The 23,919-nt window shown below is 60.3% G+C and carries 22 protein-coding genes and 1 pseudogene; 11 read left to right on the top strand and 12 right to left on the bottom strand.

From position 1 onward, the window contains the following. Positions 1–59: 59 nt before the first annotated feature. The 3 genes from RAD10_RS22715 to RAD10_RS22705 all read right to left on the bottom strand — a co-directional run bounded on the left by RAD10_RS22715 (position 60) and on the right by RAD10_RS22705 (position 3,435). Positions 60–1,838 carry an outer membrane protein gene (locus tag RAD10_RS22715; RefSeq protein WP_461619303.1) on the bottom strand — a complete coding sequence of 593 codons (1,779 nt, stop codon included), beginning with the start codon at positions 1,836–1,838 and terminating at the stop codon, positions 60–62. Between the two features lie 664 nt (positions 1,839–2,502). Continuing rightward, entirely contained in the window at positions 2,503–2,685 is a 183-nt protein-coding gene (locus RAD10_RS22710; RefSeq protein WP_461619302.1) for a hypothetical protein, read from the bottom strand. Positions 2,686–2,982: 297 nt separating this feature from the next. Then, positions 2,983–3,435 carry an Hsp20 family protein gene (locus tag RAD10_RS22705; RefSeq protein ID WP_461619301.1) on the bottom strand — a complete coding sequence of 151 codons (453 nt, stop codon included), beginning with the start codon at positions 3,433–3,435 and terminating at the stop codon, positions 2,983–2,985. A gap of 261 nt (positions 3,436–3,696) precedes the next feature. Here RAD10_RS22705 and RAD10_RS22700 point away from each other — a divergent pair, with 261 nt between their 5' ends. Further along, positions 3,697–3,954: a plastocyanin/azurin family copper-binding protein gene (locus tag RAD10_RS22700; protein WP_458176468.1), complete on the top strand. Its 258-nt coding sequence runs from the start codon at positions 3,697–3,699 to the stop codon at positions 3,952–3,954. Between the two features lie 347 nt (positions 3,955–4,301). Next, positions 4,302–4,565, top strand: a complete 264-nt coding sequence (locus tag RAD10_RS22695; protein WP_461619300.1) for an NnrS family protein — start codon at positions 4,302–4,304, stop codon at positions 4,563–4,565. A 179-nt stretch (positions 4,566–4,744) separates the two neighbouring features. Here RAD10_RS22695 and RAD10_RS22690 read toward each other — a convergent pair whose 3' ends face one another. Together RAD10_RS22690 and RAD10_RS22685 are read right to left on the bottom strand one after the other, a co-directional pair. Then, positions 4,745–5,989, bottom strand: a complete 1,245-nt coding sequence (locus RAD10_RS22690; protein ID WP_461619299.1) for a type II toxin-antitoxin system HipA family toxin — start codon at positions 5,987–5,989, stop codon at positions 4,745–4,747. Then, positions 5,986–6,300, bottom strand: coding sequence for a helix-turn-helix domain-containing protein (locus RAD10_RS22685; protein ID WP_375848163.1), 315 nt, complete (start codon positions 6,298–6,300; stop codon positions 5,986–5,988). The genes RAD10_RS22690 and RAD10_RS22685 overlap by 4 nt, the downstream gene beginning before the upstream one ends. 731 nt (positions 6,301–7,031) lie before the next feature. Here RAD10_RS22685 and RAD10_RS22680 point away from each other — a divergent pair. The 3 genes from RAD10_RS22680 to RAD10_RS22670 all read left to right on the top strand — a co-directional run bounded on the left by RAD10_RS22680 (position 7,032) and on the right by RAD10_RS22670 (position 8,772). Next, positions 7,032–7,175 (top strand): hypothetical protein, encoded by a 144-nt coding sequence (locus tag RAD10_RS22680; RefSeq protein ID WP_375848161.1) that lies wholly within the window; start codon positions 7,032–7,034, stop codon positions 7,173–7,175. 272 nt (positions 7,176–7,447) lie between these two features. Then, positions 7,448–8,008 carry an RNA polymerase sigma factor gene (locus RAD10_RS22675; RefSeq protein ID WP_461619298.1) on the top strand — a complete coding sequence of 187 codons (561 nt, stop codon included), beginning with the start codon at positions 7,448–7,450 and terminating at the stop codon, positions 8,006–8,008. 2 nt (positions 8,009–8,010) lie between these two features. Further along, positions 8,011–8,772, top strand: coding sequence for a hypothetical protein (locus RAD10_RS22670; protein ID WP_375848159.1), 762 nt, complete (start codon positions 8,011–8,013; stop codon positions 8,770–8,772). A gap of 382 nt (positions 8,773–9,154) precedes the next feature. Here the strand turns inward: RAD10_RS22670 and RAD10_RS22665 are convergent, their stop codons facing one another. Together RAD10_RS22665 and RAD10_RS22660 are read right to left on the bottom strand one after the other, a co-directional pair. Then, entirely contained in the window at positions 9,155–9,394 is a 240-nt protein-coding gene (locus RAD10_RS22665; protein ID WP_375848158.1) for a hypothetical protein, read from the bottom strand. Positions 9,395–9,413: 19 nt separating this feature from the next. After that, positions 9,414–9,929, bottom strand: coding sequence for a MarR family winged helix-turn-helix transcriptional regulator (locus RAD10_RS22660; protein ID WP_375848157.1), 516 nt, complete (start codon positions 9,927–9,929; stop codon positions 9,414–9,416). Between the two features lie 784 nt (positions 9,930–10,713). Between RAD10_RS22660 and RAD10_RS22655 the strand changes: the two genes are divergently transcribed. The 5 genes from RAD10_RS22655 to groEL all read left to right on the top strand — a co-directional run bounded on the left by RAD10_RS22655 (position 10,714) and on the right by groEL (position 16,784). Then, positions 10,714–12,378, top strand: coding sequence for a ferritin family protein (locus RAD10_RS22655; RefSeq protein ID WP_375848156.1), 1,665 nt, complete (start codon positions 10,714–10,716; stop codon positions 12,376–12,378). 76 nt (positions 12,379–12,454) lie between these two features. Beyond that, on the top strand, positions 12,455–13,513 hold the full coding sequence (locus RAD10_RS22650; RefSeq protein ID WP_461619297.1) for a 2Fe-2S iron-sulfur cluster-binding protein: 1,059 nt from the start codon (positions 12,455–12,457) through the stop codon (positions 13,511–13,513). Positions 13,514–13,548: 35 nt separating this feature from the next. Next, the gene (locus RAD10_RS22645) at positions 13,549–14,658 is read left to right on the top strand and encodes an aromatic/alkene monooxygenase hydroxylase subunit beta (protein ID WP_461619296.1); all 1,110 of its coding nucleotides are present in this window, start codon (positions 13,549–13,551) and stop codon (positions 14,656–14,658) included. A gap of 25 nt (positions 14,659–14,683) precedes the next feature. Continuing rightward, a complete protein-coding gene (locus tag RAD10_RS22640; protein ID WP_375848153.1) occupies positions 14,684–15,040 on the top strand; it encodes an MmoB/DmpM family protein in 357 nt (118 codons plus the stop codon). 106 nt (positions 15,041–15,146) lie between these two features. Then, positions 15,147–16,784 carry a chaperonin GroEL gene (groEL, locus tag RAD10_RS22635; protein WP_461619295.1) on the top strand — a complete coding sequence of 546 codons (1,638 nt, stop codon included), beginning with the start codon at positions 15,147–15,149 and terminating at the stop codon, positions 16,782–16,784. 568 nt (positions 16,785–17,352) lie between these two features. Here groEL and RAD10_RS22630 read toward each other — a convergent pair. Genes RAD10_RS22630 through RAD10_RS22620 form a run of 3 tightly spaced genes read right to left on the bottom strand, consistent with a single transcriptional unit; the run spans position 17,353 to position 18,361 of the window. Continuing rightward, a complete protein-coding gene (locus RAD10_RS22630) occupies positions 17,353–17,502 on the bottom strand; it encodes a DUF3223 domain-containing protein (RefSeq protein WP_375848268.1) in 150 nt (49 codons plus the stop codon). After that, a complete protein-coding gene (locus RAD10_RS22625; protein WP_461619294.1) occupies positions 17,495–18,109 on the bottom strand; it encodes a hypothetical protein in 615 nt (204 codons plus the stop codon). The genes RAD10_RS22630 and RAD10_RS22625 overlap by 8 nt, the downstream gene beginning before the upstream one ends. 42 nt (positions 18,110–18,151) lie before the next feature. Then, complete coding sequence (locus RAD10_RS22620; RefSeq protein WP_461619293.1) at positions 18,152–18,361, bottom strand: hypothetical protein; 210 nt, start codon at positions 18,359–18,361, stop codon at positions 18,152–18,154. Between the two features lie 1,001 nt (positions 18,362–19,362). Between RAD10_RS22620 and RAD10_RS22615 the strand changes: the two genes are divergently transcribed. Then, positions 19,363–19,668, top strand: coding sequence for a hypothetical protein (locus RAD10_RS22615; protein WP_270163393.1), 306 nt, complete (start codon positions 19,363–19,365; stop codon positions 19,666–19,668). A gap of 747 nt (positions 19,669–20,415) precedes the next feature. On the opposite strand, the gene RAD10_RS22610 is transcribed toward RAD10_RS22615, so the two are convergent. Both RAD10_RS22610 and RAD10_RS22605 read right to left on the bottom strand, forming a co-directional pair. After that, a complete protein-coding gene (locus RAD10_RS22610; RefSeq protein WP_461619292.1) occupies positions 20,416–21,150 on the bottom strand; it encodes a hypothetical protein in 735 nt (244 codons plus the stop codon). A gap of 1,501 nt (positions 21,151–22,651) precedes the next feature. After that, positions 22,652–22,906: pseudogene (locus RAD10_RS22605) on the bottom strand ((2Fe-2S)-binding protein); the annotation flags it as partial. Positions 22,907–23,919 lie beyond the last annotated feature (1,013 nt).

The following is a 23,919-nucleotide window of genomic DNA, read 5'->3' as shown; positions in this document are numbered from 1 at the left end:
GACATCTGACCGCCGCCGCACGCAACCGGTCAAAACACCGTGCAGAGCCACCTGGCTTGTCAGTCAAATTTGTAGGAGGCCTGGATGAACGTACCCCATCGTTCCATGCGGTATTTCGCAAGAGCAGGCCCTTGGACGCGGGTATTCTCTAAATTGGCGTTGTAGGTCACATCGCTGTCCTTCCTGGTCCACATTGACCAATACCGGCCACCAACTCCGATGCTGACATTCTTGGTGAGAAAGTAGGAAAGCACCCCTTCCACCTGAAGGCCTCCACCACCGTCTCCGCGCTGATCGTAGAAAGTTGTCGCTGGGCGGAGGAGATGGTTGTCGCGACCAGTGAAATCGGTCCATGGCAGGTAAGCTACGTCGGCGCTCACGCGCCAGCGTTCAAGCACCAAAGCCTCGGCGCTGAGGCCGATGCGCGGCGCATTCCAATTGGTGTCTTGACTGCCGATGATCTGCCGCTGCCCCGCGCATGCCCGGGCCGGCGAGGACGAGGCGATCCGCACGCAACCTATCGAATCAGACTTCTGGCCGTAGGAGGTCCATCCGATAAATGCGCCCAGCTTGTAGGTGCTGCCGCGCAGAAAATCGTAGCCGGCGTCCGCCGTGTAGTACACGAACCGTCCGTTCGCCTGACCTGATAACGTGTTGGAATAGGCACGGTTCAAGATGCTCGAATCCTCGTCGTTCATCTTTCCTTTGTTGAAGCGTCCGAGGCCGATATTGCCCTTCAGGAATATCCCAAAGGGGCTGTCAAGGCGTCCGAACAACTCGCCGGACACTCCGTCGAGCCCCTGATAGGTGAGCCTGGAACTGGGAACGCTCTCATCTCCTGGAAACCGGGGCGGAATTGTGTAGTCCCACTGGAAAGCTCCCCGGCTGAGCCAGACCCGTGAGCCGCCTTCGAGCGACCAGTCGCCTGTCGATAGAACAGGCTTGGCTTCGGCGGTCGCTGTTGCGGGGTGCAGCGGCGCATCGGCCCATTCCGCCCTCGGATCGACGCCAAAGTGATAATTCAAGCCGACTTTACCGACGTGATAATCGCTGGATAGGCTGCTGGTGCTGGCAGGAATGATCGCAAGGGGCGGACGCTGCACGGTTGGAGGGGTCGCCACGCGAGGGCCGGCAAACCCCATATAGTCGTACTCAAATTTGACGGACCAGGCGGGTGTGAGCTGCTGCTCGATGCCGACGCCGACAGTCCCGCCGAAGCGACCGTCATCGAACTGCGTCGTATGCCGCGGGAAGCCGGCAAAGTTCCTGTCCCGGAATTCATTGTGATTGGCGATCGCACCGCGATTGTTTTGCCAAGCGGCGCCGCCTTTGACGTAGGCCAGCGTGTGGCCGTGCGGGCCGAAAGCGTAACCCACACGACCGGTTGCCGTGGCAAGGACGCTTGGACCCGCGTTGCAGGTTGCGATCACAGCAACGCTGGAGAAGGCAAGACAGGTGTTTGTGCCGTCCGAGACAGCACGGCTCGCCTCCAGTTCGACGCCGAACACCCAGCGGTCCCTCTGCCAGTTGTAGCCGATCTGGCCGCCGGCCAGGAATGCAGGCGTATCAACGACGTCCCCGTAGATTGACGGGCCATAGGGATCACTGAACGACGTCCGGCCGTAGCCCCCGGCGACGTGTCCGCCGATATATCCTCCGCTCCAGCTCCACGGTCTCGGCGGGACTTTTGCTGTCGGCCTAAGATCTGTTGAATTGACCGCTCCGCTTGCAACGAGCGCAGCTGTTGCGGCACCCCAGGTAAGAACTTCAAATCGCATCATCACCCCATAATGTGCGTCATCATCGAACGAAGGCTGATCACGCACAGAAATTTGCACCCGTCCTTCGGTGGACCGGGTACGACATCTGTTTCACGCATGTCGCCGCAGCGCATGCATCAGCGACACACCGAGATGGAAATGCGTCGAAGCTCACCCTGCGACGGGCAGAGGGTCTGACCGCAGTCCAAAATCGTTGCGTTGCTGATGCTGTGACGCCGCTTTACACACGCAGCCTTCGCGATTGCAGGATTGAGGCCAGCGCCAAACCGGCCTTCATTGCCCCTGGTTTGTCGTGTGCAATGTCGCGTTCGCGATAGCTTGGCGAGCTTCGGACAAGCCGTGCGTTTGCTTTCGGACATAAGCAGCTAGGGACGCCGCTACCCGCCTTCGACCACACGCGTGCCTCTGCACAGTGACCATGACTCTTTGGAAAGGTCGGGATCGCTTCGACATTTTGGCGCGGGCCTTGTCTATTGCGAACATCCATTTGATGCGGGAGCGTCCCGGCATCCCACTGCCGTTCCCCGGCGGTGATCGCGCGGCGCAATCGGTGAGATCATCGATCCAGCAATAGAGGCATTTTGCCCGCAACACGCTCGATCTCGATCTCAATCATGTTGAGCCAGCTCGCACCCTGAGAGGTGTCCGAGCCGCCGCAAGATCCGTCTGGCTTCGGCGGGCGGGAATGTCTGATCAGGGCGCCGGCGATGTGGGTCGATCATTATCCTGCGCGATGCCGATAGATGTCGCCGGCGGCGTCTTGCTGGCGAGGATCGGACGGCAGCTTCGAGCGGTCATGGAAGAAGGCGCCCAAACGCGGGACAGTGATAGCGACGCCGGCATGCAATTGCCGCGGGCCGCCATCCAGCACGCAGAGCGCTTCCAGGATCTCGTCGATGGTCACCGGCGCCTTGAGCCCTTCGGGAGCCCTGACCGGCGGGCACGACGCGATCGCGGTCGCATCCGGTGCTTCATAAGGCAGGATGGCGCGCTTCTCGGAAAAGCTGAGGCCTGGGCGTGAGACTACACCCCGCGGGTGCTCGAACGGGCGCCGGGATGAAGGAAAGAGTTGAAATCGACAATGTTGTCGTCAGGCGCGGTCGTCGGCCGCATGGTCGCCTCCTGATCCAGGACGAGTTGCAGCATCCGCCGCGCAGGTCCTCGCGGCGGCAATTTCGGATTTTTCAGATTTCGGGACCGATCAGGCGAACCGGGATCCGATCTGTGTGACGTTGCTCGCAGCGATGCCGTCGATCGCGATGCGGCGCGGCTTCGTCGCCTCGGCGATCTCCCGCTGCAGCTCGATGATGAGCAGACCGTTCTCGAAGCGGGCGCCCTTGACCTCGACATGCTCGGCGAGCGTGAACTGGCGCTTGACATTGCGCGCCGAGATGCCGCGATGCAGGTAGGTCTTCTCTTCCTTCTCGCTCTTGTGGCCCTCGAGGGTCAGGACGTTCTGCTCGACCGTCAGCGCGACCTCGTCCGGCGTGAATCCGGCCAGCGCCACCAAGATCTGGAAACGGTTCTCGTCGAGACGTTCGATGTTGTAAGGGGGATAGCTCTCCTCGGCAGTCCGCTGCACCTCGTCGAGAACGTCGAAAAGACGGTCGAAGCCGATGGCGGATCTCCCGAGGGGAGTCCAATCATACCTCATAGCCAAATCCTCCCTGGAGCAAGATGGGTACGAGCAGGCTTTGGACACCGTCCGGCGCCCGACTCATTCGCGGGCCCCGAGAGCATCCCGATCGCCGCGGTCGCGACGCCGAAAAGATTAAGAAGCCCGGAAAAGGTTTCAAGGGGCGGCGCGAGTTTTTCCCGGCAAGGACTCGCGTTACCCCTCCATCCGCGCTCCTCGGTCACTTTGACATCCTGGATATCGTCGAACTCCGTCAACGCGAGACGACAGGAGATCACAATGCACAATGCGCTGCTTCTGGATGCCGCAGCGATGCTGACCGTGACGAGCTTCGCTGCTGCGGCCGAAATCGAGGTCAAGATGCTGAACAAAGATTCAGATGGCGGCCTCATGGTGTTCGAGCCGGCGCCGGTGAAAATCGAACCCGGCGACACCGTCAAATTCGTTGCCGCCGACAGGGGACACAATGCCGCAAGCATCAGGGCATGCTGCCGGACGGCGCGGCTTCCTTCGTCGGCAAGAATGGCGAAGACATGAGTGTGAAATCCGATCAGGCCGGCGCCTATGGCGTGAAGTGGCTGCCGCATTACGCCATAGTCACGTGGCGATGATCGTGGTCGGCACGCCGACCAACATCAAGCCAGCCAAGGCGGTGCCGCAGGCCGGCAAGGCCAAAGCAGATGTTTGCGACGCTGTTCGAGAAAATGGAAGCCGTCAAGCCCCCACTCCAAGTAGGGGAAGCCCCGTATGTCGGTCCCGCGCCTTCACAACGACCAAGGTCCCGCGACGGCCTACAGCTTCCGCGTTCTTCCTGCTGGGGTTAATCTATGCCGGCGCGGTGATCCCACTGTGGCTGGCGTATTTGCTGGAGACCCTTCGAAGAAATGCAGTTCGGGTACCTCGCAGCGATGCTCGGCGGGTTTCTGCATACGGCCGTTCCGAACTGGACCGGCCGGCTTGCGCCGCAGGGAACGCCGCGAGTGCCGGTCTCCACCCGGCTCGCTGGTCGCATCGCGGTGTTCTTATCGCCGTCAATCGGATGCGCGGCTCCCTGTCGATCCATGCGGCAATTTCCTCGCTTCGTTGCGACGAGGATTGTCGCAGCCGCATCCGGGCTGACCTCGATGACGAGGTCGGGCAAGAGCTGATGCGCGGGCGAATGTCTTCGCCTTCAGCCGCAGAAGGAAGATCGCCTTCGAGAACGGACCGTCGCCTCTTGATTTGCATGACGCCCGGAAGCCTGGCCGGAAAATTTGTGAGCGAGTGCATTCGGCAACATCCCTTATGCGATGGCAGGATCGGGGGATGTGCGCTTCCAAGACCTGCCTTAAAGGTCGAGGATGGCCGCCATTTCATCGACATGCGCATCGATCCGCTCGAGGACCTGCGCAGGCACTACATCGCGTTCCGGAAGAGCCAACCACTTGTCGCGCGCAACCGCCGCAGTCTCAGCGACTGCTGTCACCACGGCCCCTTCCGGAAGACGGCTGCGGTTTGCAAAATTGCGCCAGCGCTCCTGGGTCAGCGCCTTGAACGACTTTTCGCCGGCAAGGCTGAGCGCCATGCCGTCCTTTGGGATGTAGGGAATCGTTGAAAGCACGTCATAGACAGGCGACAATGTTGGTGTCCGGCCATCTCCGGGATACAGCAGCGACCAATTCTTGAGGTGCATGTCACCGTTGCCGGTGAGCGCTGTGAGGGCGAGGCGTCGCACAAATTCGATGGCTGCATCGAAGGAGACGCCGCTGTTCAGCGCTGCCGCGATGTTGTGATAGGCTGCGCCGGTGTATTTCTCGGACGGATATCGGCCAAACACTTGCGCGAAATCCTCCATGTGCACGCGCGCCCCGCTAGTCTCGCGGTCGAAACGGCGGACAAGCAGAACCTTGCCCGTGGACATGGTGTTGAATTCTTCCGGGATGCCGGCAAACTCTGATCTGTCGACGAGTTCACGGGCGGGCACGTCCATCCCCAGCGCTTCCGCAAGGGCGAGGATTGCGAATTCGTTCTCCGATAGGCCGATGTGCGTGAGGGAGGGAAATTTCGCGATGTACTGCCCTTGTTCATCGTCCACGGCGAGCGTGATCCCGCCTTCCTTTCCCGTGTTTTTCATGACCGACAGTTTCATCTGCACGCCGGCGAGCGAAAAGCGCGCCTTCTTGTTGCCCTCCGCTTCCGGACCAATGGGAACGGGGATGCCGTCACTTGGCAGCGCGCGCACCGCGCCGGGCAGATTGGTTCCCAGAGCTGTGAGCAGATCGAAATCGTTGCCCGGCCTGACTGACGCCGCGTGGTGTTTTTCCATCGCCTCGCGCAGCTTCTCTTCGGGCAAAAGGTTTGCAAAGAACGGTGGAAGTGCGCCGCGGATCGGTTTCGGGTCCCTGCGAAGGCCGCCATCGATCGATCGAAGCGACAGGCTGAAGATCGGCGGGTTGTTCAAGCTCCGATAAGAAGGCAAGAGGTTGAACGCGTTGTAGTCGCCGGGCGTCCGGACGAGGGTGCCGACCGGAAGATTGTTCAACGAGATATCGAGCGACTGGATACGCTCCGCGGCGTGGGGTGTCGCGCTCATGATCCTTCCTCGTCTTCGACATCCGACGTGAACGCAGGACGATCATCATCACTATCCGCAGGCTGGAGCATCGACTGAACAGCGGGCACCATCGCCTGGGGGATCAGCATCATCTCCATGCCAAGTGCGCGTGCGACGTTGACAAGCGTGGTTGCACGGGCGGCGGCAGCCCCCGTTTCGATGTCCCGATAGCGAGGCCTGCTGATATTGGCCCGCTGGGCGATTTGCTGCTGCGACAAGCGAGCGGCCAAGCGCGCCTTGCGAAAGCGCAGGCCAAGGTCCTTGAGGAGCGGATCCGATGTAGAGGACATGAACGTTTTCAGATCATTAACGAGCTAAATGATACGTATACAGATCATGAGGGCCTCGTCAATCTGATATGTTTCCGTATCTTCCGGATCGCCAATGAATCGTAAACGAGTCTTTTGCTGGCCGGGAGAGCCAAGGTCCTCTGTTCCCTGGTGGCCCCCCGGGAAGGCTGATGGAAACGAGCTCGGCCTTGGACCCCGGGGCTGGTGAGAAGACCCGAAGCGCCATTCACCCTTGGGCAATCTGCCAGGTTACCAGGCCCTGGCGCTCGGTCGATCTTCCGGCTGCGCCCGTAGCGGCCTGCATTTTCCAAGACCGCAACTCATGGAATTGAAGCGCCCTTCGATGCCTCCGATCCCATGCATCAAGTTTGGTCTTCCGCAGTGAACCTGGTCTGCTGGATGATCTGATCCAGACAGTTCCTGCCCCCGCTCAGTAGGAGAGCGGGGACGGCTTTCCGTCTCGCTCGCTTTCGACAGCACGCTCGCCGTCCAACAGGATGACGTGGCCGGCGAATTTTGCGAACCGAAGCCGATCAGGTGATGCAGGATGTGCGCGATGCTCTTGCCACTGGAGGAAACCGTGTGATCGCCTTCATCACCGCCAATTCTCGCTTGCCGGTGCCGCCGGCGCGAAAAGCGGCGCCCGGCGTCAGTCCCGAGTGCAATTGTTGGCGGAAAGCACCCGTTTCATCCCGGAAAGCTCGAGACTATCGCCGTCCAGGAGTGCCTTCATGACTCCCGCTTCCTTCCCGTCACATGCGGCTGCGATTTTCACGACCGCGGCTGGTCGCCGTCGGCACGACCATCACGCCGTCATCATCCGCGCTGACGATGTCGCCCGGCTGGACGGCAACACGCCGATGACGATCGGCTGATTGATCGTCCCGAGCGTCTCCTTGACGGGCCCTTCGCGAAGTGCCCATAGCTGAACACCTTGAAGCCGAGCTTGCAGATCGCCGGCCCGTTGCGCCGGAAGTCTCATGCCAAAAGAACAGGCCGCTGTTTTTGCGAAGATTTTATGTTGTTGAATTTATTTGATCGAGTGGGATGAAAACCTGCCGCAGGCTCGCCTACCCCAATGAGATTCAGCTGTTCGCCAACCCGATCGGCGGCGAGCATTAGAATGCCTCGATCAAGGCGGTGAAGGATGCAAAAACGACCGGACTGGGTGGACGACATCGATTGGGACGACCTCTATCCAAGAGTCCTCGCTGTCGCCTATCGGATGAGTGTCGGCCGAGCGAACAGGCGGCACGAAGCCGAACAACTTGCGCAAGAAGCCATTACGCGGAGCTTCACAACCAGGACGGTTGATTTAAACAAATACGAACTCTTCGTCTATCTCGTCGGCATCATGCGAAGCATTCGCAGCGATCAGATGAGATCACCAGGCGCAAGGTTGTTCGATTTCGATGATGAAGCGGTGATCCGCTTCCCCGCGCGTCCCACTCAAGACGACGCGCTGTCGATTGCGGGTCTTTCGCAACTCATCGAACAACAGGACCCAGGGGCCAACCAAGTGGCGATGCATATGCTCGCAGGGCTCAGAACCTCGCGTGAAATCGCCGAGGCCATGCGTGTTTCTCCTCAAAAAGTGGACGCGCTCAAGAAGAATTTGCGCCGCATCATTCTGGCGCTTGAACGGAACGACTTGCGCCTCAAGCGTAAGCCGCCGTCTGGCACCAAGATCGCTGAATTGGAGGAGTAAACATGGATAAACCGCTGATCGAAACGATCTTGGCTCGCCTCGACGCGAACCCGCCGGAAGATCATACGGATGTTCTCGATTATCCGGGCGCCGTCATTCGAGAGGAACTGCGAGCCGCGGGACTGCGCCCCGAAATGCCGCCGGCATTGCGCGAGCTGACGGGAAAGTCTCAGGGCGATCCGAAACCTCGGGGAGAACTCCACCCACATGGGCGGTTCGGCGCTGCTGCAAACTCCATTGCACGCATATTCACGACGCGGTGGTGCGTGCGTCTAGGGTTTGGAATAGCTGGCTTCGCTCTCATTGTGAGTACGATTACGATGATCGAATTCTCACTCGAGTTGCGATCTGAAGTTGCCGAAATGCACTTGATCAATCAGTCCCTTAAGGCTGCACGCCCGGAATCGCTCGCGGATGTCGTCGCCTCGTTTGTGAGGCAGCAAAAGGAAGCCACAGCAGAGCTCAAGACCAAGCAAGTTGAGATTTCCGAAATGGCCCTACAGATCAAGTCAGCGCGGGCTTCCTTTGCCAATCGGGAAGGACATGTCATGTTCTCCCTTCCGGCACCCCAAGAGACTCAAGCCTCTGGAATGAAGGATCCGACATTGTCTTTGGCTCATGCAATGCCATCCACATCGAAGGTCATCGAGATGTCACGATTGAATCGCGATGTTAACTCGTCCATCGACCTCGAAAAACTCGGTTATATGAGCAGTGTTCGGTGCTCGCCAACGCCAACCAATACCGAAAAAATCCAGCCCTGAGAGCTAGCAATCAAGCCGGCGAGTGCACTCTCACTCGCCGGCTTCTTCTAAATGCCCAGCGCATGAGCAATCGCCATCGCGAAGTAGATCAGCGCGATGGCAGCGTAACTCGCGCAGATGATCAGGGTCTCCTTGTTCATTCTCTGGCTCCTTGCTCATTCGACTCGTTCGCCGTCGATTGGCCGGTAGCAACGTCAGCTTTGTTTGAAAACCGCCAGTGAACCCAGGCGACGACCAAGTAGATGGCCGAAATTGCGATATATCCTTGCGCCTCAAGCATCCAAAACACCTCCATCCAGTCTGTCGTTACTCAGTAAGGCGGGCCAGGTTCTGGATTTCGGATCGCGCGACGCGCGATTGCTCAAGGAAAGCAAATCGCAGTTCAAATGAGATGTTCGCGCCGCGAGGGCAAGGCGCAGACGCTGCTTGACAATTGCGGGCGCGACGAAATCCGTGCGGCGATGTCCTCTTCGCTCGTGCCGACGTCACCGAGTGACTGGAATGCGCGAAAGTGGTCGAGCGGATACAGGCCGACGCGCTCCGCGATCGAATCCTCCTCCGCAATGCTTCCCTCTCCAACGACGCTGAAGACGGGAATCGCTTCAGGAAGCGAGATCGCCATCCTGATGACTCAGTTCATCTCAAGATTTTAGTTCAGCGTGCAGGCGAGCTTTTTCTAACCTATGCCTAACTCCTCTAAGGCAGCCAGCCAATCTCGCGAATTCCTGAATACCAAGATAGTCAAAAACAAACTGATCGAGCTCTTCCTGCTGGGCCGCGATGCTCGCAAGACGTTTGCGAGCATTCTCTGTTAGAGACAAATGTACGAAGCGGGCATCCTTCGCGCCTGGAGTGCGCCGCAGGAATCGTTTGGTCTCAAGCTCCTTCGAATGTTTCGTGATGAAGGACGAGCCGATCTTCATCAATTTTGCAACGACATTGACCGGAACGCCTTCATCGCGTTCCAAGTCGGTCAGAGCCATCAAAATCATCATTTGCGGTCCAGTGATACCGAGCGCATTCGCCTGGAAGCAGCGAAGGTCGTCCAGACACACATTGATAGATCTGATCTCCCACGCGAATTGCCTGAGTACACCCTGACCTGCGTCCGGCCCTTTTCCGAGCCGCTTTGTTCGCTCGGGCAACTTCGGCGCCATCGGATCCAGGAGCTCCCATCCTTAGATTGTTCCGCGTTGGCGGAATTCAAGGAACTATTTCGGTTAGTCGGCTCCGCCGGCCAACCGCAGGATGTCAACTCGATAAGCTGCAATCCCCAACTCGCTCAGATGCTGACTTTCCATGTAGGAGGTCCGCCGTTGAAACTGCTAAGCGTACGGCGCAACTTGACACAATCGTTGTGGTGAAATCCGCTGAAAGGTTCCGTCTAACGCCGAATTTGAGCGTCGTGCTGGGGTCTCAGGCACATTTATCGCAGCGAGACTCAACGCCACGAACCGCATTGATATACCTTTGTATCGATCGGGGTCATGCGCCCCCGCGAGGCCAGGTGAACGACGCGATATGGCAATGGGTATTGCCGTCGAGCCCGGAGGTTTCAGATCCGTCGATCAGCAACAAATGGCGAGATGGCTGCGCGTTACCGCAGCGGCTATTCCGGTCCCGGCGGCGTGGAGCGCTCTCTGGCGCAGAAGCATTGGCGAGCGGTGAACGCCTTCATCTGGAACCATCCACCCCCCACTACTCATTTCTGCGCCTGACCGTAGACCGCGCTCAGCTTCCGGACCGACGGGACAATAGTGTTGCGCGCCGTGTCGCATTGATGACGCGCCCCGCTCCGCCTATTCCAAGAAATCCAGCACTTCTCCCCTTGGCACGTATGTTGCTGAGCGGACTCAAGCGGTGGCCGTGCCTGATGATCGGGCCATGTCGTCACAGCCAAACCGCAAAAAGCCCCGCCGCGCCAGGGAAAGGAGATGAGCGATGACTGAGGCACTCACACTCAACAAGATCACAAGCCAGAAGGGCATCAGTATCGGGGAGGCGACGCGCCTCATCGCCGACCTGGGCTGGACGCCGTCCTATGTGCAGGACGCGATGGCGTTCCCGACCGACTACAAGATCAGCAAGTCGCCGCGCGACCCGATGAAGCAGGTGCTGCGTTCCTATTTCCCCATGCAGGAAGAGAAGGACAATCGCGTCTATGGCGCGCTCGACGCAGCCTTGCGCGGCGACATGTTCCGCAACGTCGAGCCGCGCTGGATTGAATGGATGAAGCTGTTCCTGGCGATCATCCCCTTCCCCGAGATCTCGGCCGCCCGAGCAATGGCGCCGCTCGGGCAGCTCGCCCCCGGCGATCATCTGCGCACCGGCTTCACGATGCAGATGGTGGACGAGTTCCGGCACTCGACCATCCAGATGAACCTCAAGAAGTGGTACATGGAGAATTATATCGATCCGGCCGGGTTCGACATCACTGAGAAGGCGTTCGGCAAATGCGCTGCGACGACGATCGGGCGGCAGTTTGGCGAGGCCTTCCTAACCGGTGATGCGATCACCGCATCGAATATCTATCTCCAAGTCGCCGCCGAGACGGCGTTCACCAACACGCTGTTTGTGGCGATGCCGTCGGAGGCCGCACGCAACGGCGACTACGCGTTGCCGACCGTGTTCCTCTCGGTCCAAAGCGACGAAAGCCGCCATATCGGCAACGGCCATTCGATGCTGATGTCGGTCCTGAAGGAGCCAGATAATCATCTGCTGTTGGAACGCGATATTCGTTATTCCTTCTGGCAGAACCACATGTTCGTTGACGCGATGATCGGTACGATCATCGAATATGGCACCAAGAATCGCGACAAGAATAAGGAGAGCTACGCGGAGCTGTGGCACCGCTGGATCTTCGAGGACTATTATCGCACTTATATGCTGCCGCTCGAACAATACGGCATCAAGATCCACCACGACGACGTCCATGAGGCGTTCGATTCGATCGTCAAGAAGGGCTATGTCCACAAGGTCGCGCAGGCCATCTCGGCCGGCTGGTGGGCGAATTTCTGGCGGATCGAGGCGCAGACTGAGCGCGACTTCGAATGGTTCGAGGCCAAGTATCCTGGCTGGTACGACGAGTTCGGCGCCTGGTGGGAGAATTACGAGAAACTCTCCAAACCCGGCAGCGAGATCATCACCTTCGCCGACACCGGCTACGTTTATCCGCATCGCTGCTGGTCGAGCCTGGTGCCATGCGTCGTCCGCGAGGACTTCTGCGTCGACGAGGTGGACGGCGAGCTGTTCACCTATGCCAGCGAGGTCGACCGTTGGACCCACAAGGAAGCGTTCGCCGCCGAATATCAGGGCCGTCCGACCCCGGCGATGGGCCGCTTCTCGGGCCGCCGCCAGTGGGAAGAGGTCTATGACGGCTGGGATCTCGCCGACGCCATCGTTGACATGGGCTTCGTGCGTCCTGACGGCAAGACGCTGATCGCTCAGCCGCATTTGTCGTTCGAGGAGAAGGACATGTGGACGCTTGACCATGTCCGAGGCCACACCATCCGCAGCCCGCTGCTCGCGCTGCGCGAACTGAAGCCCGAGGCGCGGGCCAAACATGTCGAGGACTATCGCAAGGGTTTCAAGATCCGCCGGATCTGACCCCCCACTGGCAACCCGGGAGGTGGTGTCGCCGCCTCCCCCGGCATCCGCTGCGACTGCCTCACGGAGAATGATCATGGGACGGGAAACGCCTCAGCGCAGGCCGGCGGTGCACAAGGTGCGCCTCGAGCCGGTAGGGGTCGAGATGGAAGTGAAGGAAGGTGAGACCGTCCTCGACGCAGCCTTCCGCCAGGGCGTCACCCTGCCGCACGGCTGCAAGGAAGGGCAGTGCTCCGCGTGCAAATGCATCCTCAACGAAGGGGATGTCGAGATGCTCAAATATTCGACCTTCGCGCTCTCCGACCCGGAGAAGGAAAGCGGTCAGGTCCTGCTGTGCCGGACGCTCGTCTATAGCGACGTCGAGGTCGAGCTGCTCAACTATGACGAGGACCTGCTGTCGCGCTCGATCGCAGTCAAGGCGTTCAACGGAAAGCTGGCGAGAGTCGAGCCGCTGACGCACGACATCGTTCGCATCGCGATCGACCTAGACGAACCGATGAAGTTCTGGGCCGGACAGTTTGTGGACCTGACGCTCCATGGCGCGGAGATCACGCGCTCCTATTCGATGAGCAATCCACCGAGTGAGCCCGATCGCCTGGCGTTCATCATCAAGCGTTATCCCGGCGGTGCCTTCTCGACCGCGATCGGCGAGGCGAAGATCGGCGATCCGATCACGGTGAAGGGGCCTTATGGCTCTTGCTTCCGTCGCGAGCAGCGCGACGGGCCGATGATCCTGGTCGGCAGCGGATCGGGCATGGCACCGTTGCTGTCGATCCTGCTCGACCAGGCGGCAAGCGGCGAGACGCGCCCGGTTCGCTTTTTCTACGGCGCCCGGACAACGCAGGATCTGTTCGCGCTCGACGTCTTCGCCGACCTTGAAGCGCGGATGCCCGACTTCAAGTTCATTCCCGCCTTGTCACATGTCGAAGCGGATTCGGAGTGGAACGGCGAAACCGGATTCATCCACGACGTGCTGCGCCGCCACCTGCTCGACATGGAGAATACCGAGGAAGCGGACGCCTATAGCTGCGGTCCACCGCCGATGATCGATGCCGCACTGCCGACCCTGCAAATGGCCGATATCGACCCGGCCAGGATGTATTTCGACAAGTTCACGCCCGCCACCCAAGCATGAGGCCGAATGCCCAACAGAGAGAGAGGGAGAAGACGATGTCTGGACGAGTGATGGAGCAGGAGCAGAGGTCCGCGGCGGCGGGCGCCAAGACCTTTCCGGGATCGGATAGCCGCGCCTATAATTATTTCGAGCCGAAGGGGCGTCGGGCGACGCATTACGAGGACGTCACCGTTGACGTCCAGCCGGACCCCGAACGCTACCTCCTCCAGAATTGGATCATTTCCTTCGGGGACGGCACGCCGACATACTCGAAGGAGTGGACCGCGCTGAAGAGCAGCGACTGGCATCTCTATCGCGCGCCCGACCAGGAATGGGAACGGACGCACTATCAACGCCAGTCGACCATCTGCGGCATGATCAAGAACGTAATCGACAACGCACGGCGCGCCGGCGCACCGAGGCGCTTCGACAAGGCGTGGGTGAAAATATTGCAAGATCATCTGGGTGCCTTCAAGCATGCCGAATATGGCCTGGGCACCGCGCTGATGCGCGCGCAGCGCTACGGCTATACCCAAATGGTCAACAACGCGATCCTGACCAACTCGTCCTACAAGCTGCGGCTGGCGCAGGATCTAACGCTCTATCTCGGCGAGATCGCGCTCGACATCGAAGGCTTCGACGTCGACGCCGGCAAGCGCAATTGGCTGGAGAACTCGATCTGGCAGAAGGCTCGCGAACTCGTGGAATCTGCACGCGGCGCCGAGGATTTCCTGGAGCAGTATTTCATCGTCAACGTGCTATTCGAGCCACTGGTCGGCGAGTTGTTCCGCTCCGGTTTCGTCATGCAGGTCGCGGCGCCACAGAGCGACTATTCGTCGCCCGCCGTCATCTCAGCGGCGGAAGCGGATTACGAGCGCAACCTCGCCAATACGGTTGAGCTCTTTGCGACCCTCGTGCGCGATCCCGCGCATGGTGAGGATAATCGGCGCCTGCTGCAGGGCTGGTTCGACAAATATTCGCCGATCGCGACCCAGGCGGCGCTCGATCTGCAACCCATCTGGTCACAGCCGCGTGTGAAATCCGCGCAGTTCGCCGAATCTTATGCGTCGGCGATCAACCGCCTGCAGGCGATCGTGTCGGAGATCGGCGTCTTCTCGACGCAAATTCCGATGCCGGAGCTGCAGGTCGCCGAGCCCGTCGAATAATCGCGCGACGAAAGGAACCCACACCATGGCCGTTACCACCGAGCAGCAGCTCTTCACGCCGCTCAAGGACATCACCCGGGAACGCACCATTTCGCATCAATGCGGGGTGACGATGAACGACAGCGTCGAGGCACGCTGCATCGCGGAGATCATGGAACAGCGTCCCGGAATCAAGGTTACGTACCTGCCGGCGATGATCCGTGTGGACGGCGAGGGTAAGATCGTCTTCGACATGGCCGAGATCAGCGAGGCGCTCGGCCGCGAGATGACACCGCACATCTTCGAGATTTCCACCGCCACCCATTACGGCCGGATGGTGATGATCGACGAGAACACCGTGATCCTCTTCGGGGACATGGACGAGGCGCTCCAATGCGAATGACACGATCACGGGCGGCGGCCGCGCCACGGGCGCGTGCCATCTCCCTAGCCAGACCGGAATGACAAGGCTCCGCCCAACGGATGGCGGCGCACACAGGAGACGATAGATGGCCAAGATCCTGCTTTACGATGCTGAAGCCAGGGCGGCGCTTGCGCGCGGCGTGGACCAGCTTGCCCGCGCTGTCGTCGGTACGCTCGGCCCCAAGGGAACCAACGTCATCATGGATCGCCCGATCGGGACGCCGTTGGTGTCGCGCGATGGTGTCAGCATCGCGGCCGAGATCGAGTTACCCTGCCGGTTCGAGAATCTGGGCGCGCAGGTTGTTCGCGAGGTGTCCGCCCAGACCAATGAGATCGCCGGTGACGGCACCACGACCGCGACAGCGCTCGCCAATGCGCTGGTGCAGGATGGCGTGAAACTGGTCGGGCACGAGCACAAGGCGGTCGACGTTGTCGCCGGCATGGACCACGCCCGCGATCTGGTCATCAAAGCACTGCGAGAGGGCTCTCGGCCGCTGCGTCAGGGCGAATTGCGCATGGTTGCAAGCGTCGCGGCCACCGAGACGTCACTGGGAGAGCTTATAGCGGAAGCGCTCGAGCGGGTCGGCATCGAAGGCGTCGTCCATGTCGAATATGCGTTGCCGGGCTCACCGACGCGGCTGGAGGTCGACGAAGGGCTCGTGCTCGATCGCGGATTCGTATCGCACCATATGGCGACCGACAGTTCAAGCCTGGCCGCCGAACTCGACAATCCGGCGATCCTGCTGACCGACCACAAAGTGCCATCGGCCGAGCCGATCCTGCGTATCCTCGACCAGCTCAAGGAAAGCGGGCGTCAGCTGCTGCTGGTAGCGGACGAGATCGCCCCTGAGGTCATCGCGGCGGTGATGCAGGCTCGGCTTCAGGGACGTGGCACTGTCGTCGCGATCAATCCGCCGGAATTCGGCCATTGGCGCAAGGCGATGATGGAGGATCTCGCGATCATGACGGGTGGCCGGGTGATCGCGCGCGACCTGGGTGCCCGGATCGAGGAGGTGACGATCGCCGATCTGGGCAATGCGACGCGCGCGAGGGTATCCGCATCCGCGACCGTGATCCTGGGCGGCAATGGCGACAAGGCGGCCATCGACGGGCGGCGGCAACTGGTCCAGAAGCTGTGGGACGAGGCACCGCAGAATATCCAGCGCGACAAGCTGGCCGATCGCCTTGCAAAGCTCACCCGCGGGACGGCACTCCTGCTCGCAGGCGGCGCCACGCCGGTCGAGCAAAGACGCACGGCGCAACTCCTCGAAGATGGCCTTAACGCAGCCCGGGCTGCCCGTGACGAAGGTGTGGTGGCCGGTGGCGGTACTGCCCTCGCGCAGGTCGCAGCGCGGCTCGATCCATTGGTGGATCAGGAGGTTGATGGCGCACAAGCTGGTGCGATGCTGGTCCGCGACGCGATCAAGCGCCCATTGGCGATCATCGCCTGCAATGCCGGACAGGATGGCGCTCTGATCGTGACACGGGTCGTCGCCGAGCAACCCGGCACGGGCTTCGATGCCAGGAGCGGCAGATTTACCGACATGTTCGAAGCCGGCGTCATTGATCCAGTCAAGGTGACCTGCGCCGCTCTCGAGAATGCGGTGTCGGTGGCCAAGCTGATCCTGACGACCCATTCGCTCGTCGTCGATCTTCCTGAAGGCGTCGATCCTACCGCCGGCCCTGCGCGCGGCGGCGGTGCCGAAGTTTACGGCCGGAGCTGATCGGCGCGGACCGACGATCGCCATCGCGTTCGTTCCGCTCCGAGCGGTGCTTTCCGAGAGCGGCACGGAAAGCACCCCATTGTGTTGGCTGCTATGGGGCCGGACAGGATATGACGTCTGCCCGGACCCTTTGCCAGAATCTCTTGAAGCATGTGGAGGCCCTGTCGGAGCAAATAGCAGAACTGGAGAAAGGACTACGCATGCGCGCCAGACGGGACGAGGTCGCTTCACGTTTAATGACCATTCCGGGGGTCGGAGCAATCTGCGCCACAGCGATAGAGGCCTTGGTGCCCTCAGCGGAGACCTTTTAAGGGTCGCGATCTGGAGGACGGTGATCCATCTGCGCTTCGTTCCGTGCGATACGTTCGCCCGTAACGGCACAGGAAACCAAGCCGTCAGAACCGCTGTGGGTAGCGAAGAAATTATCGCGGGCCTTGTAAAGATCGAAGCGCACCGTACGTCGAAGCGCTTGGGCGACCGCCTGCTTACGGCTGGGCGGTCTCTGGGAGATGCAGTGTGGATAGGAGAAATCCGTGGCGCTGCCATCCGTGCGGATGATCCGGAAGCATTACGTCCCATGCTCGGTCATCATGACTTGGAAATGGCTTACGCCACAGCCCACCTTGGCGACATATTCAGTGTCGCGCTCGAGAAGGGCCGCAACGTCGAGGCCATCCGCGTCACTCACCCGCTCACCGCGCCGGTAGCGGTTAAGCATGGCCTTGAAGAAAGCCGTGGCGTCGCTTTGCTTTTCGAAGCTGCGCGTCGCCAGCTCGACGGGTTTTGAACGCCCTGCCATTCAGCCCCCCTACCGCAAACTCGAACTGCGCCTCGCAACTATCATCCGCGCATACCGGCTTTTTGAGAGTAAAGGGCCGCTGGAACTTCGTCCGGCTGCACTTCTTGCAGGCGAACTGGCTGCGGAAAGTCTTGAACTCTTCCCAGCGCGCCTTCTCGTCGCCTATCGAGCCGTCGCCATAAGGTCCGTCCTGGAAGCGGCTGCCAAAATTCTCGATCACGCCCTTCACCAAGCTGTCGAGGAAGCGATTGTTGACGCCGGGCACCAGCGCAGGCGCGAGCTTGGCATCCTTGAGCAGGCCGGCAAGCGTCGAGGCCAACTCGCTGCGTTCGAAAGAATAGGGCCTCTCCAGCGACCGGATCCGCACGCTGACCACGAAATCCCGACAGATGCCGGGAAGCCATTCCTCCTCGGCTTGGCGCATCTCGTTGGCCGCCGACTGGCCCGCAGCCCAACGCGCCTCGATCATCTCGTCGCTCACTTTGTCGTCAGCGAAAACGCGGCCCGTAGGCTGGATCGAGGCCAATGATCCGAGTGAAGTGCCACGCCTTCGCCTCGAGCTGGTCCTTCAAATAGTTGAAAAACCGCTCGTCGTGGTAATCAGGATTTGGCTGCCACCGAACATTGTCCCGATGAGCCCGGCGATAGTGCGCCGATGATCGGCATCGTAGGAGGTGACGATGTCATCCAGCGCGATGATGGGCGCGCCGACATTAAACTGCTGGATCGTCGCCATTCTCAACGCCAGCGCCACCGAATGGATCTGTGAGTCGCTCAAATAGTCGCCCAGCAAAAGAGCAGACGTGCGGCTTCCGATTTGACGCGCGTTCGTCGTCGTACTGAAATCGAGCTTTCAGTGATGTTGCGGGGTGGCGTCGTGGAAGAGTTTTACAGGGCTTCGCGCAGCGTGCGCGCGATCTGCCGGAGCGGGCGGACCCTTCACGAGGAAACGGCTGCTCGAGCCCGCCGGGCGGTACGATGCCAGGAGCAAACCGCCGGTATCCGGAGGCGCGCGCCCTAGCGCCCACCCGAACGGCGTTAGCAGCCTCGATCTTCTCCGCAATCCGCCGAGGCATGGTCAAGGGCAGCCGCGCCGAAATCAAATGCGACGCCTGCGACGGCTCGGGATCGTTGCCCGTCCGAGAGCCGGAGCCCGGCCGCAAGATCTATCCGGGTCGCTGCACGAAATGCGCCGGCAAGGGCCGGATCCCCAAGCCCGAGTGAGTACGAGTGGGGCGAGCGTCCGTTCGCATTCGAGTCGGAAACGCCGGTCAAGATCGCAGCGGGTAGCCAACTGAAACTCGTGCTGGGCGGAAAAAAGGCGCCTAGGCACAGGTCAGCGGCCAACCCCGCAAGCGCCCGACGCCTATGCCGCGCCACCCCCTGCGCTATACTCATCGCTAACTCCGCCCATGCCGCGCGAAGGGGCGCTGCCACAGCGGGAAGCGGACGCGGGATTTTCGGAGGCCGAGGTCGTCTATCGAAAGGACACGTACCGAGCCATACCAGCACCGGATTGCACCAGCGATCTCGCTTCAGAGCTCACTCACTCCTAGAGGCACGCTATCAGCGGGGATGACGGAGTTTCTCAAGCGCCGTCCCAGAAAGGGAAGTGCCCCGCTAACTCCGACTTTCCATCTACGCGAATGGGCGAGCTACCACCTTGCGGCAACTTTGCTGACTCACTTTCATATTTTTCCCGAGCCGGCCTTGTGTTATTTTAGGTTACTTTCTTAGATTGCTAGAATGTAGCGACACTTCAATGATTTGGGGGAAGTAATGGCCAGGATCGCTGTTTCCCGCGAAGCATTCCGCGGTCTGTTCGCCTTTTATGCTGCCAAAGCGCACCACGATCAGAGGCACGACGGCGAGCATTGCCTCACGAAGCTGTTCAGATCCAGCGACGACATACCTGACGGTCTACTTGAGCTGTGGTCTGAGCGCGTCAACACACTCGATCCCGAGACTGTTGGCAATGTCCTATGTCCGCGCGCTCGCGCGGTTGCCGATGGCCGCGTCGAATACGATCATGCCAGCGACTTCCTACATGCCTTACTGAGAGAATTGAACGGGACGCAGCACTGAGCGCGACGAACAAGCCGGGCCTCTGCGCCGGGCTGATCGCCAATATGGTTCGGTTCTCAGCAACCACCAATTAGAGAAGAGTGCTCGCGCTCGGTCGGTTCGGATTCCGACATTGGGACGCTTGCTTCCGAGCTGCGCATGAATGCGTTGCCTTCCGCACGCTCCTGGACACGGGCGCCATGGTGGGAAGATGCGCTTAAACGCGCAACAAGACCCTAGTAAGCAGCATTGGAAACTGCCCGCAGAGGCAGAGTACCGGGAGCATCTGGCGGCTGCGGCTTTAGCTCATTGAGCTTCGACGCGACTTGTCGGCATTAGACCGGCATGGCTAATGTTCGAACTACCCGGCGGTGAGACCGGCCGTTTATGTAGGACGGAGCGGTCGCCTCGATTGTTCGTTCGACGTTTCACCTCGAAATACAGCAATGAGGCGATCACCTTCCCAAAGCTCAAGGTCGTGCTCGCCAGACATTTGTTCGGCTCGACGTCTCGCCGCCTGCTCGTCAATGCAGTCGAGTTGCGGCGCAAATCACGTGCCGGCTGCTGTCCCCCACGAACACTTTGTAGTGCATGATGCAGTCCCATCCCAAAGGGGGACCATCATCGTGATCAAACGTCCGTCTAAAGGCGGCGTCAAACTCAATGAATGCCCGCGGAACCTTTGTACGTGTGGCAATTCGGCTATACCAGCGCGCTAGACCTCATCGACCGCGCGACGACGGATCAGGTAAACCTGGGGAGTACGCTTCAGTGGCGCAATCTCATCGGGTGCCGAAGCGAGCGGCTCGAGCTTAAGATGAAGATCATCCCTAGCATCATCAGTAATACGCCAAGCCAAGCTGCCGTCCGGCTCCGCGCCTCGTTACGAGCCTCTGCAGTGAGCACAAGCACGCCGATCGGGATAGTCGGAGGTTCGGACGAAGTCACCACATCGTTGGCCGGCGCGGCCGCGAGAGGTTGCTCAACATCGACTTGGCTCGGCACGGAGTGCGTGGGCCAGCGGTCGTGCCCAGCGATGGGGGCCGCCGACATCGGAGTGGTGCCCGTATCGAGATCGGAGGTAGCATCAGCTACCTTGACTTCGGGGTAAGGCGGCTGAGACGGCTCGGCCGGTGCAGAGCGCAGCAACTCCGCGCGCGCATCAACGACCCCGCTCTGCCTGGGCCGCGTGGTTCCGTTCTCGTCCAGACTGGCGGTGTTATCTTTCGCCGCGCGCGGACGAACGGTCTTCTTCACCTTCGCCATACCCTCGGTCAGGAACCAGCATTTGTGGTGCCCGTCCATTCGGTAGACCCAATGCTGACTATCGGGGGTCGAGTTGCCGGGGCGTCCCAAGCATTCCGCTTGTGGCGGAGAGGTCACCGTAGGCTGGGGTGCTGCAGTATTGAAGATATCCGCAAGAGGATTGGAAGACGCAGGGCCCGTCGAAAGAGTTTCAACAAGAACCAAACTGACGAAGCACATTCGCAAATAACCGGACATCGAAAACTCCCGGTGTTGCGCCCCGCCCGGCATGACCCTTCGTACCGACATAGGCGGCCATGCGGCTCAAATCTGGCGGGGCCATGGATTCATTGTGCTCCTGGCGTGAGCCACGGGTCCGAATGCAAATCCGGTCCAGCCGCTCACGGTTGCAAAACACAGCCCGACCGTCATGTGGTCGAGTCGCGGCGGCCGCCGGACATCACTCCTTGGGCTTTCTGCGCGATCAACTGCTGTCCTATTCGTGCTGAGGTGCATCGGTCGTTAAGGGTTGGTTTAGTTCCCGGCATGATCATTGGGGACCACAAGGGACCCGAGCATGCAATTGCACCATGCCAATACCTTGGAAGTAATCGAGACGGTCGCGGATCAGGGTAGTGGCGAGGTCGCGACGTGGCCCGTCACGCTCGGTCGATCGGATTTCTCGCCCTCCAATCGAGATGAGGTCCTGGCGCTATTGGCGCCAAGCGGTCATTCAAAATCCACTATTTGGCTCGTCGCGGTCGCATTGGCTGGAGGTTTTGGATTGGGATGGGCTGGTGCCTGGTATGCTCCTGCAACCATCCCGGCTCTCAATCCAAATGCTCGGATAGAACCGGCTTCGCGCCGCATGCCGGACACAAAGTCAGGCGGTAAGGCCGAAAGCGCCCGAAAGATAGCATCAGCAGCAAGCTCGCGAACACCGCCCGGTTTAGGTCAGCCCTCCACAGTCAGCGCGAGCCTTGCTCCGAAGCCTCTGGCCAAAGCGTCGGGTGGGGCGCAATCGGCGGAAGCTTCGAATCCAGCTTCTTCGGTTTTGGAGGCGGACATGTCTGTGACCGGCTCGCTCGAGCCTGCGGGGCCGCTCCTGTCGGTCCCGGAGACAAGACCAACAACTATTGGGGGGTGGGCAGTCCTTGACGTTCGCGGCGGAACGGCGGTGCTCGAAGGGCCCGATGGGATTCGAATGGCAGCACGGGGGGACGTGATCCCCGGCATCGGGCGAATCGATTCTATCGTGCGTTGGGGCAACCGCTGGATAGTTGCAACAGCTCGTGGATTGATCTCGACGCCGTAGGCGTAAACGCTTGCGACGATGAGGTGCCATCCATTCGTGTTTCTCATGCGCCGCAGTTCGCGGACCCACGTTTCTGCAACTCAATTTCTCCGTGCAATCTAGCCAAGCTTCGCGAGGCGAGCGGCTTCGGCGCGAAGCCCGCGCACCTTACCTCCACTTACTTCACCACCGAGCCAACGGGGCGAGTGCATGGATATATTTGTTAATCGCTGCAGCGGCGCTATCATTCTACGAGCAATGATGAAATTCGTCCGAAAAAGCCATCGAAACGCGGAATATAAGCGTCAGTCCGGCGCGAGTCGCGTTCACTAATATTGCAGTGCGTCTACTATGGGAAGACGAACGCATTTCACGAGCCGGACTGTTTCAGAGAGCGGAAGGCAAGGGAGCCGCTGGATGCGTCTAAGGTTGAGCGAGCAGAAAATGATCTGACTTCAGGACGACCTGAACGGGATGATTGCCGTCCGCATCCAAGCCTTCGATTGTGGTGACTGGTTTGGCAACGTCACCTACGGCCGTAATGCACGACCGAACCGCGTCACTGCCGATATGCACCGTGCAGGCACCGCACTGGGCAATTCCGCACCCGTATTTCGTACCCGTCAGACCAATCACATCGCGAAGGACCCACAGCAGTGGCGTCTCGGGCGGCACGTCGACAGTGCAGGATCTCTTATTTATCGTAAGCTCAATACGCATTTCCGACGTCCTCCAGCTCTTCAGCCTTGCCGTTTGCGAGCCAAGCGATAGACGATTGGGGCAGCAGCACGCCCGGGCAGACGCGCACAGCACTCCCGAGCTCCAAGACGGGCAGTCTCGCAGCTGTCGGCAGCAATCAATCGGGTTCAATAAGGAGCGGGACTGGACGCTTGGATATTTATCGGCCCCGCACGTAATTCCGTGCCTGTCGTTCGCCCTCCCCTTCTCGTCTTCAGTTCTTCCGAAGATCGAAATCGCAAGCTTCAGTGATAGCGAAGCCGCTGGTTGCAATCCCGTTCCGCGTTGATCGAAATCCATCAAACAGCTGGCGATCCAAGCGCGATAGAAGTTCGTCGCAGCGTCCGCATTGGGCCGCGAGGCGAACCGCGTGCGATCTCCGCGTACCCGATCACGCGGAGCGCAAACGCCACCTTGAGTGCCAGCAGATCCCCTCCAAAGAGAAATGCGCGATGGCACGGGCACGGCGATCGTCACCCGAAGGGCCGAGACGCCGGAGGCGGCTCGGGGCGCGAAGCGCCTAGAGCCCGTTTCCGCCGGAGCGCAGCGCAGGCGGATGCCCCCGGATGCCTGTCATGAGCCGCAGGAATCGCTTGCTGCTGATAGAGTGAGATGCATCACGGGAAGTAAACGCCGAACTGACTGTCCCGCGCGAGTTCATGGGCTTCGTGAACCGGGTAGGTAGGCGTGTATAGCGATTGCCTGTCCGGGTTTCACGGAAACAAGCGCTGTAGCCGCTCGATAATAGGCAGGACGCGCTTCGGCGATGGCTTCGCCCGCCGGGCGGCAACGGTGTCTTGAAGTTGGGCCATAGGCGCGAACTCCCCTGGATCCGCGCAGTCGGCCTCACATCAAAATAGCCGAGCATCGGCTCGGCGCTCGGCCGCCCGGGCGAGCCGATGCGGGGATTGCAGGCGGCGCGGGCTTGACGCTCTCAGACTTCGCCGCGATTCAGCGCGATTTCGCCCATAAGTGCTGCATTTCATTGCCGAACG

The sequence above is a fragment of the Bradyrhizobium sp. 23AC genome, from assembly GCF_054863025.1.
Note: the sequence above shows the minus strand (reverse complement) of the source record. Positions and strands in the feature narration are given on the sequence as shown.

What these genes read in the sequence shown, in the direction of transcription:
- RAD10_RS22680 (WP_375848161.1), top strand. Translation starts at nt 7,032, where the DNA reads ATGACTCCCGCTTCCTTCCCGTCACATGCGGCTGCGATTTTCACGACC.
- RAD10_RS22630 (WP_375848268.1), bottom strand. Translation starts at nt 17,502, where the DNA reads ATGCTTAACCGCTACCGGCGCGGTGAGCGGGTGAGTGACGCGGATGGC.
- RAD10_RS22665 (WP_375848158.1), bottom strand. Translation starts at nt 9,394, where the DNA reads ATGGCGATCTCGCTTCCTGAAGCGATTCCCGTCTTCAGCGTCGTTGGA.
- RAD10_RS22700 (WP_458176468.1), top strand. Translation starts at nt 3,697, where the DNA reads ATGCACAATGCGCTGCTTCTGGATGCCGCAGCGATGCTGACCGTGACG.
- RAD10_RS22615 (WP_270163393.1), top strand. Translation starts at nt 19,363, where the DNA reads ATGGCCAGGATCGCTGTTTCCCGCGAAGCATTCCGCGGTCTGTTCGCC.
- RAD10_RS22655 (WP_375848156.1), top strand. Translation starts at nt 10,714, where the DNA reads ATGACTGAGGCACTCACACTCAACAAGATCACAAGCCAGAAGGGCATC.
- RAD10_RS22675 (WP_461619298.1), top strand. Translation starts at nt 7,448, where the DNA reads ATGCAAAAACGACCGGACTGGGTGGACGACATCGATTGGGACGACCTC.
- RAD10_RS22610 (WP_461619292.1), bottom strand. Translation starts at nt 21,150, where the DNA reads ATGTCCGGTTATTTGCGAATGTGCTTCGTCAGTTTGGTTCTTGTTGAA.
- RAD10_RS22690 (WP_461619299.1), bottom strand. Translation starts at nt 5,989, where the DNA reads ATGAGCGCGACACCCCACGCCGCGGAGCGTATCCAGTCGCTCGATATC.
- RAD10_RS22695 (WP_461619300.1), top strand. Translation starts at nt 4,302, where the DNA reads ATGCAGTTCGGGTACCTCGCAGCGATGCTCGGCGGGTTTCTGCATACG.
- RAD10_RS22705 (WP_461619301.1), bottom strand. Translation starts at nt 3,435, where the DNA reads ATGAGGTATGATTGGACTCCCCTCGGGAGATCCGCCATCGGCTTCGAC.
- RAD10_RS22660 (WP_375848157.1), bottom strand. Translation starts at nt 9,929, where the DNA reads ATGGCGCCGAAGTTGCCCGAGCGAACAAAGCGGCTCGGAAAAGGGCCG.
- groEL (WP_461619295.1), top strand. Translation starts at nt 15,147, where the DNA reads ATGGCCAAGATCCTGCTTTACGATGCTGAAGCCAGGGCGGCGCTTGCG.
- RAD10_RS22685 (WP_375848163.1), bottom strand. Translation starts at nt 6,300, where the DNA reads ATGTCCTCTACATCGGATCCGCTCCTCAAGGACCTTGGCCTGCGCTTT.
- RAD10_RS22645 (WP_461619296.1), top strand. Translation starts at nt 13,549, where the DNA reads ATGTCTGGACGAGTGATGGAGCAGGAGCAGAGGTCCGCGGCGGCGGGC.
- RAD10_RS22640 (WP_375848153.1), top strand. Translation starts at nt 14,684, where the DNA reads ATGGCCGTTACCACCGAGCAGCAGCTCTTCACGCCGCTCAAGGACATC.
- RAD10_RS22650 (WP_461619297.1), top strand. Translation starts at nt 12,455, where the DNA reads ATGGGACGGGAAACGCCTCAGCGCAGGCCGGCGGTGCACAAGGTGCGC.
- RAD10_RS22670 (WP_375848159.1), top strand. Translation starts at nt 8,011, where the DNA reads ATGGATAAACCGCTGATCGAAACGATCTTGGCTCGCCTCGACGCGAAC.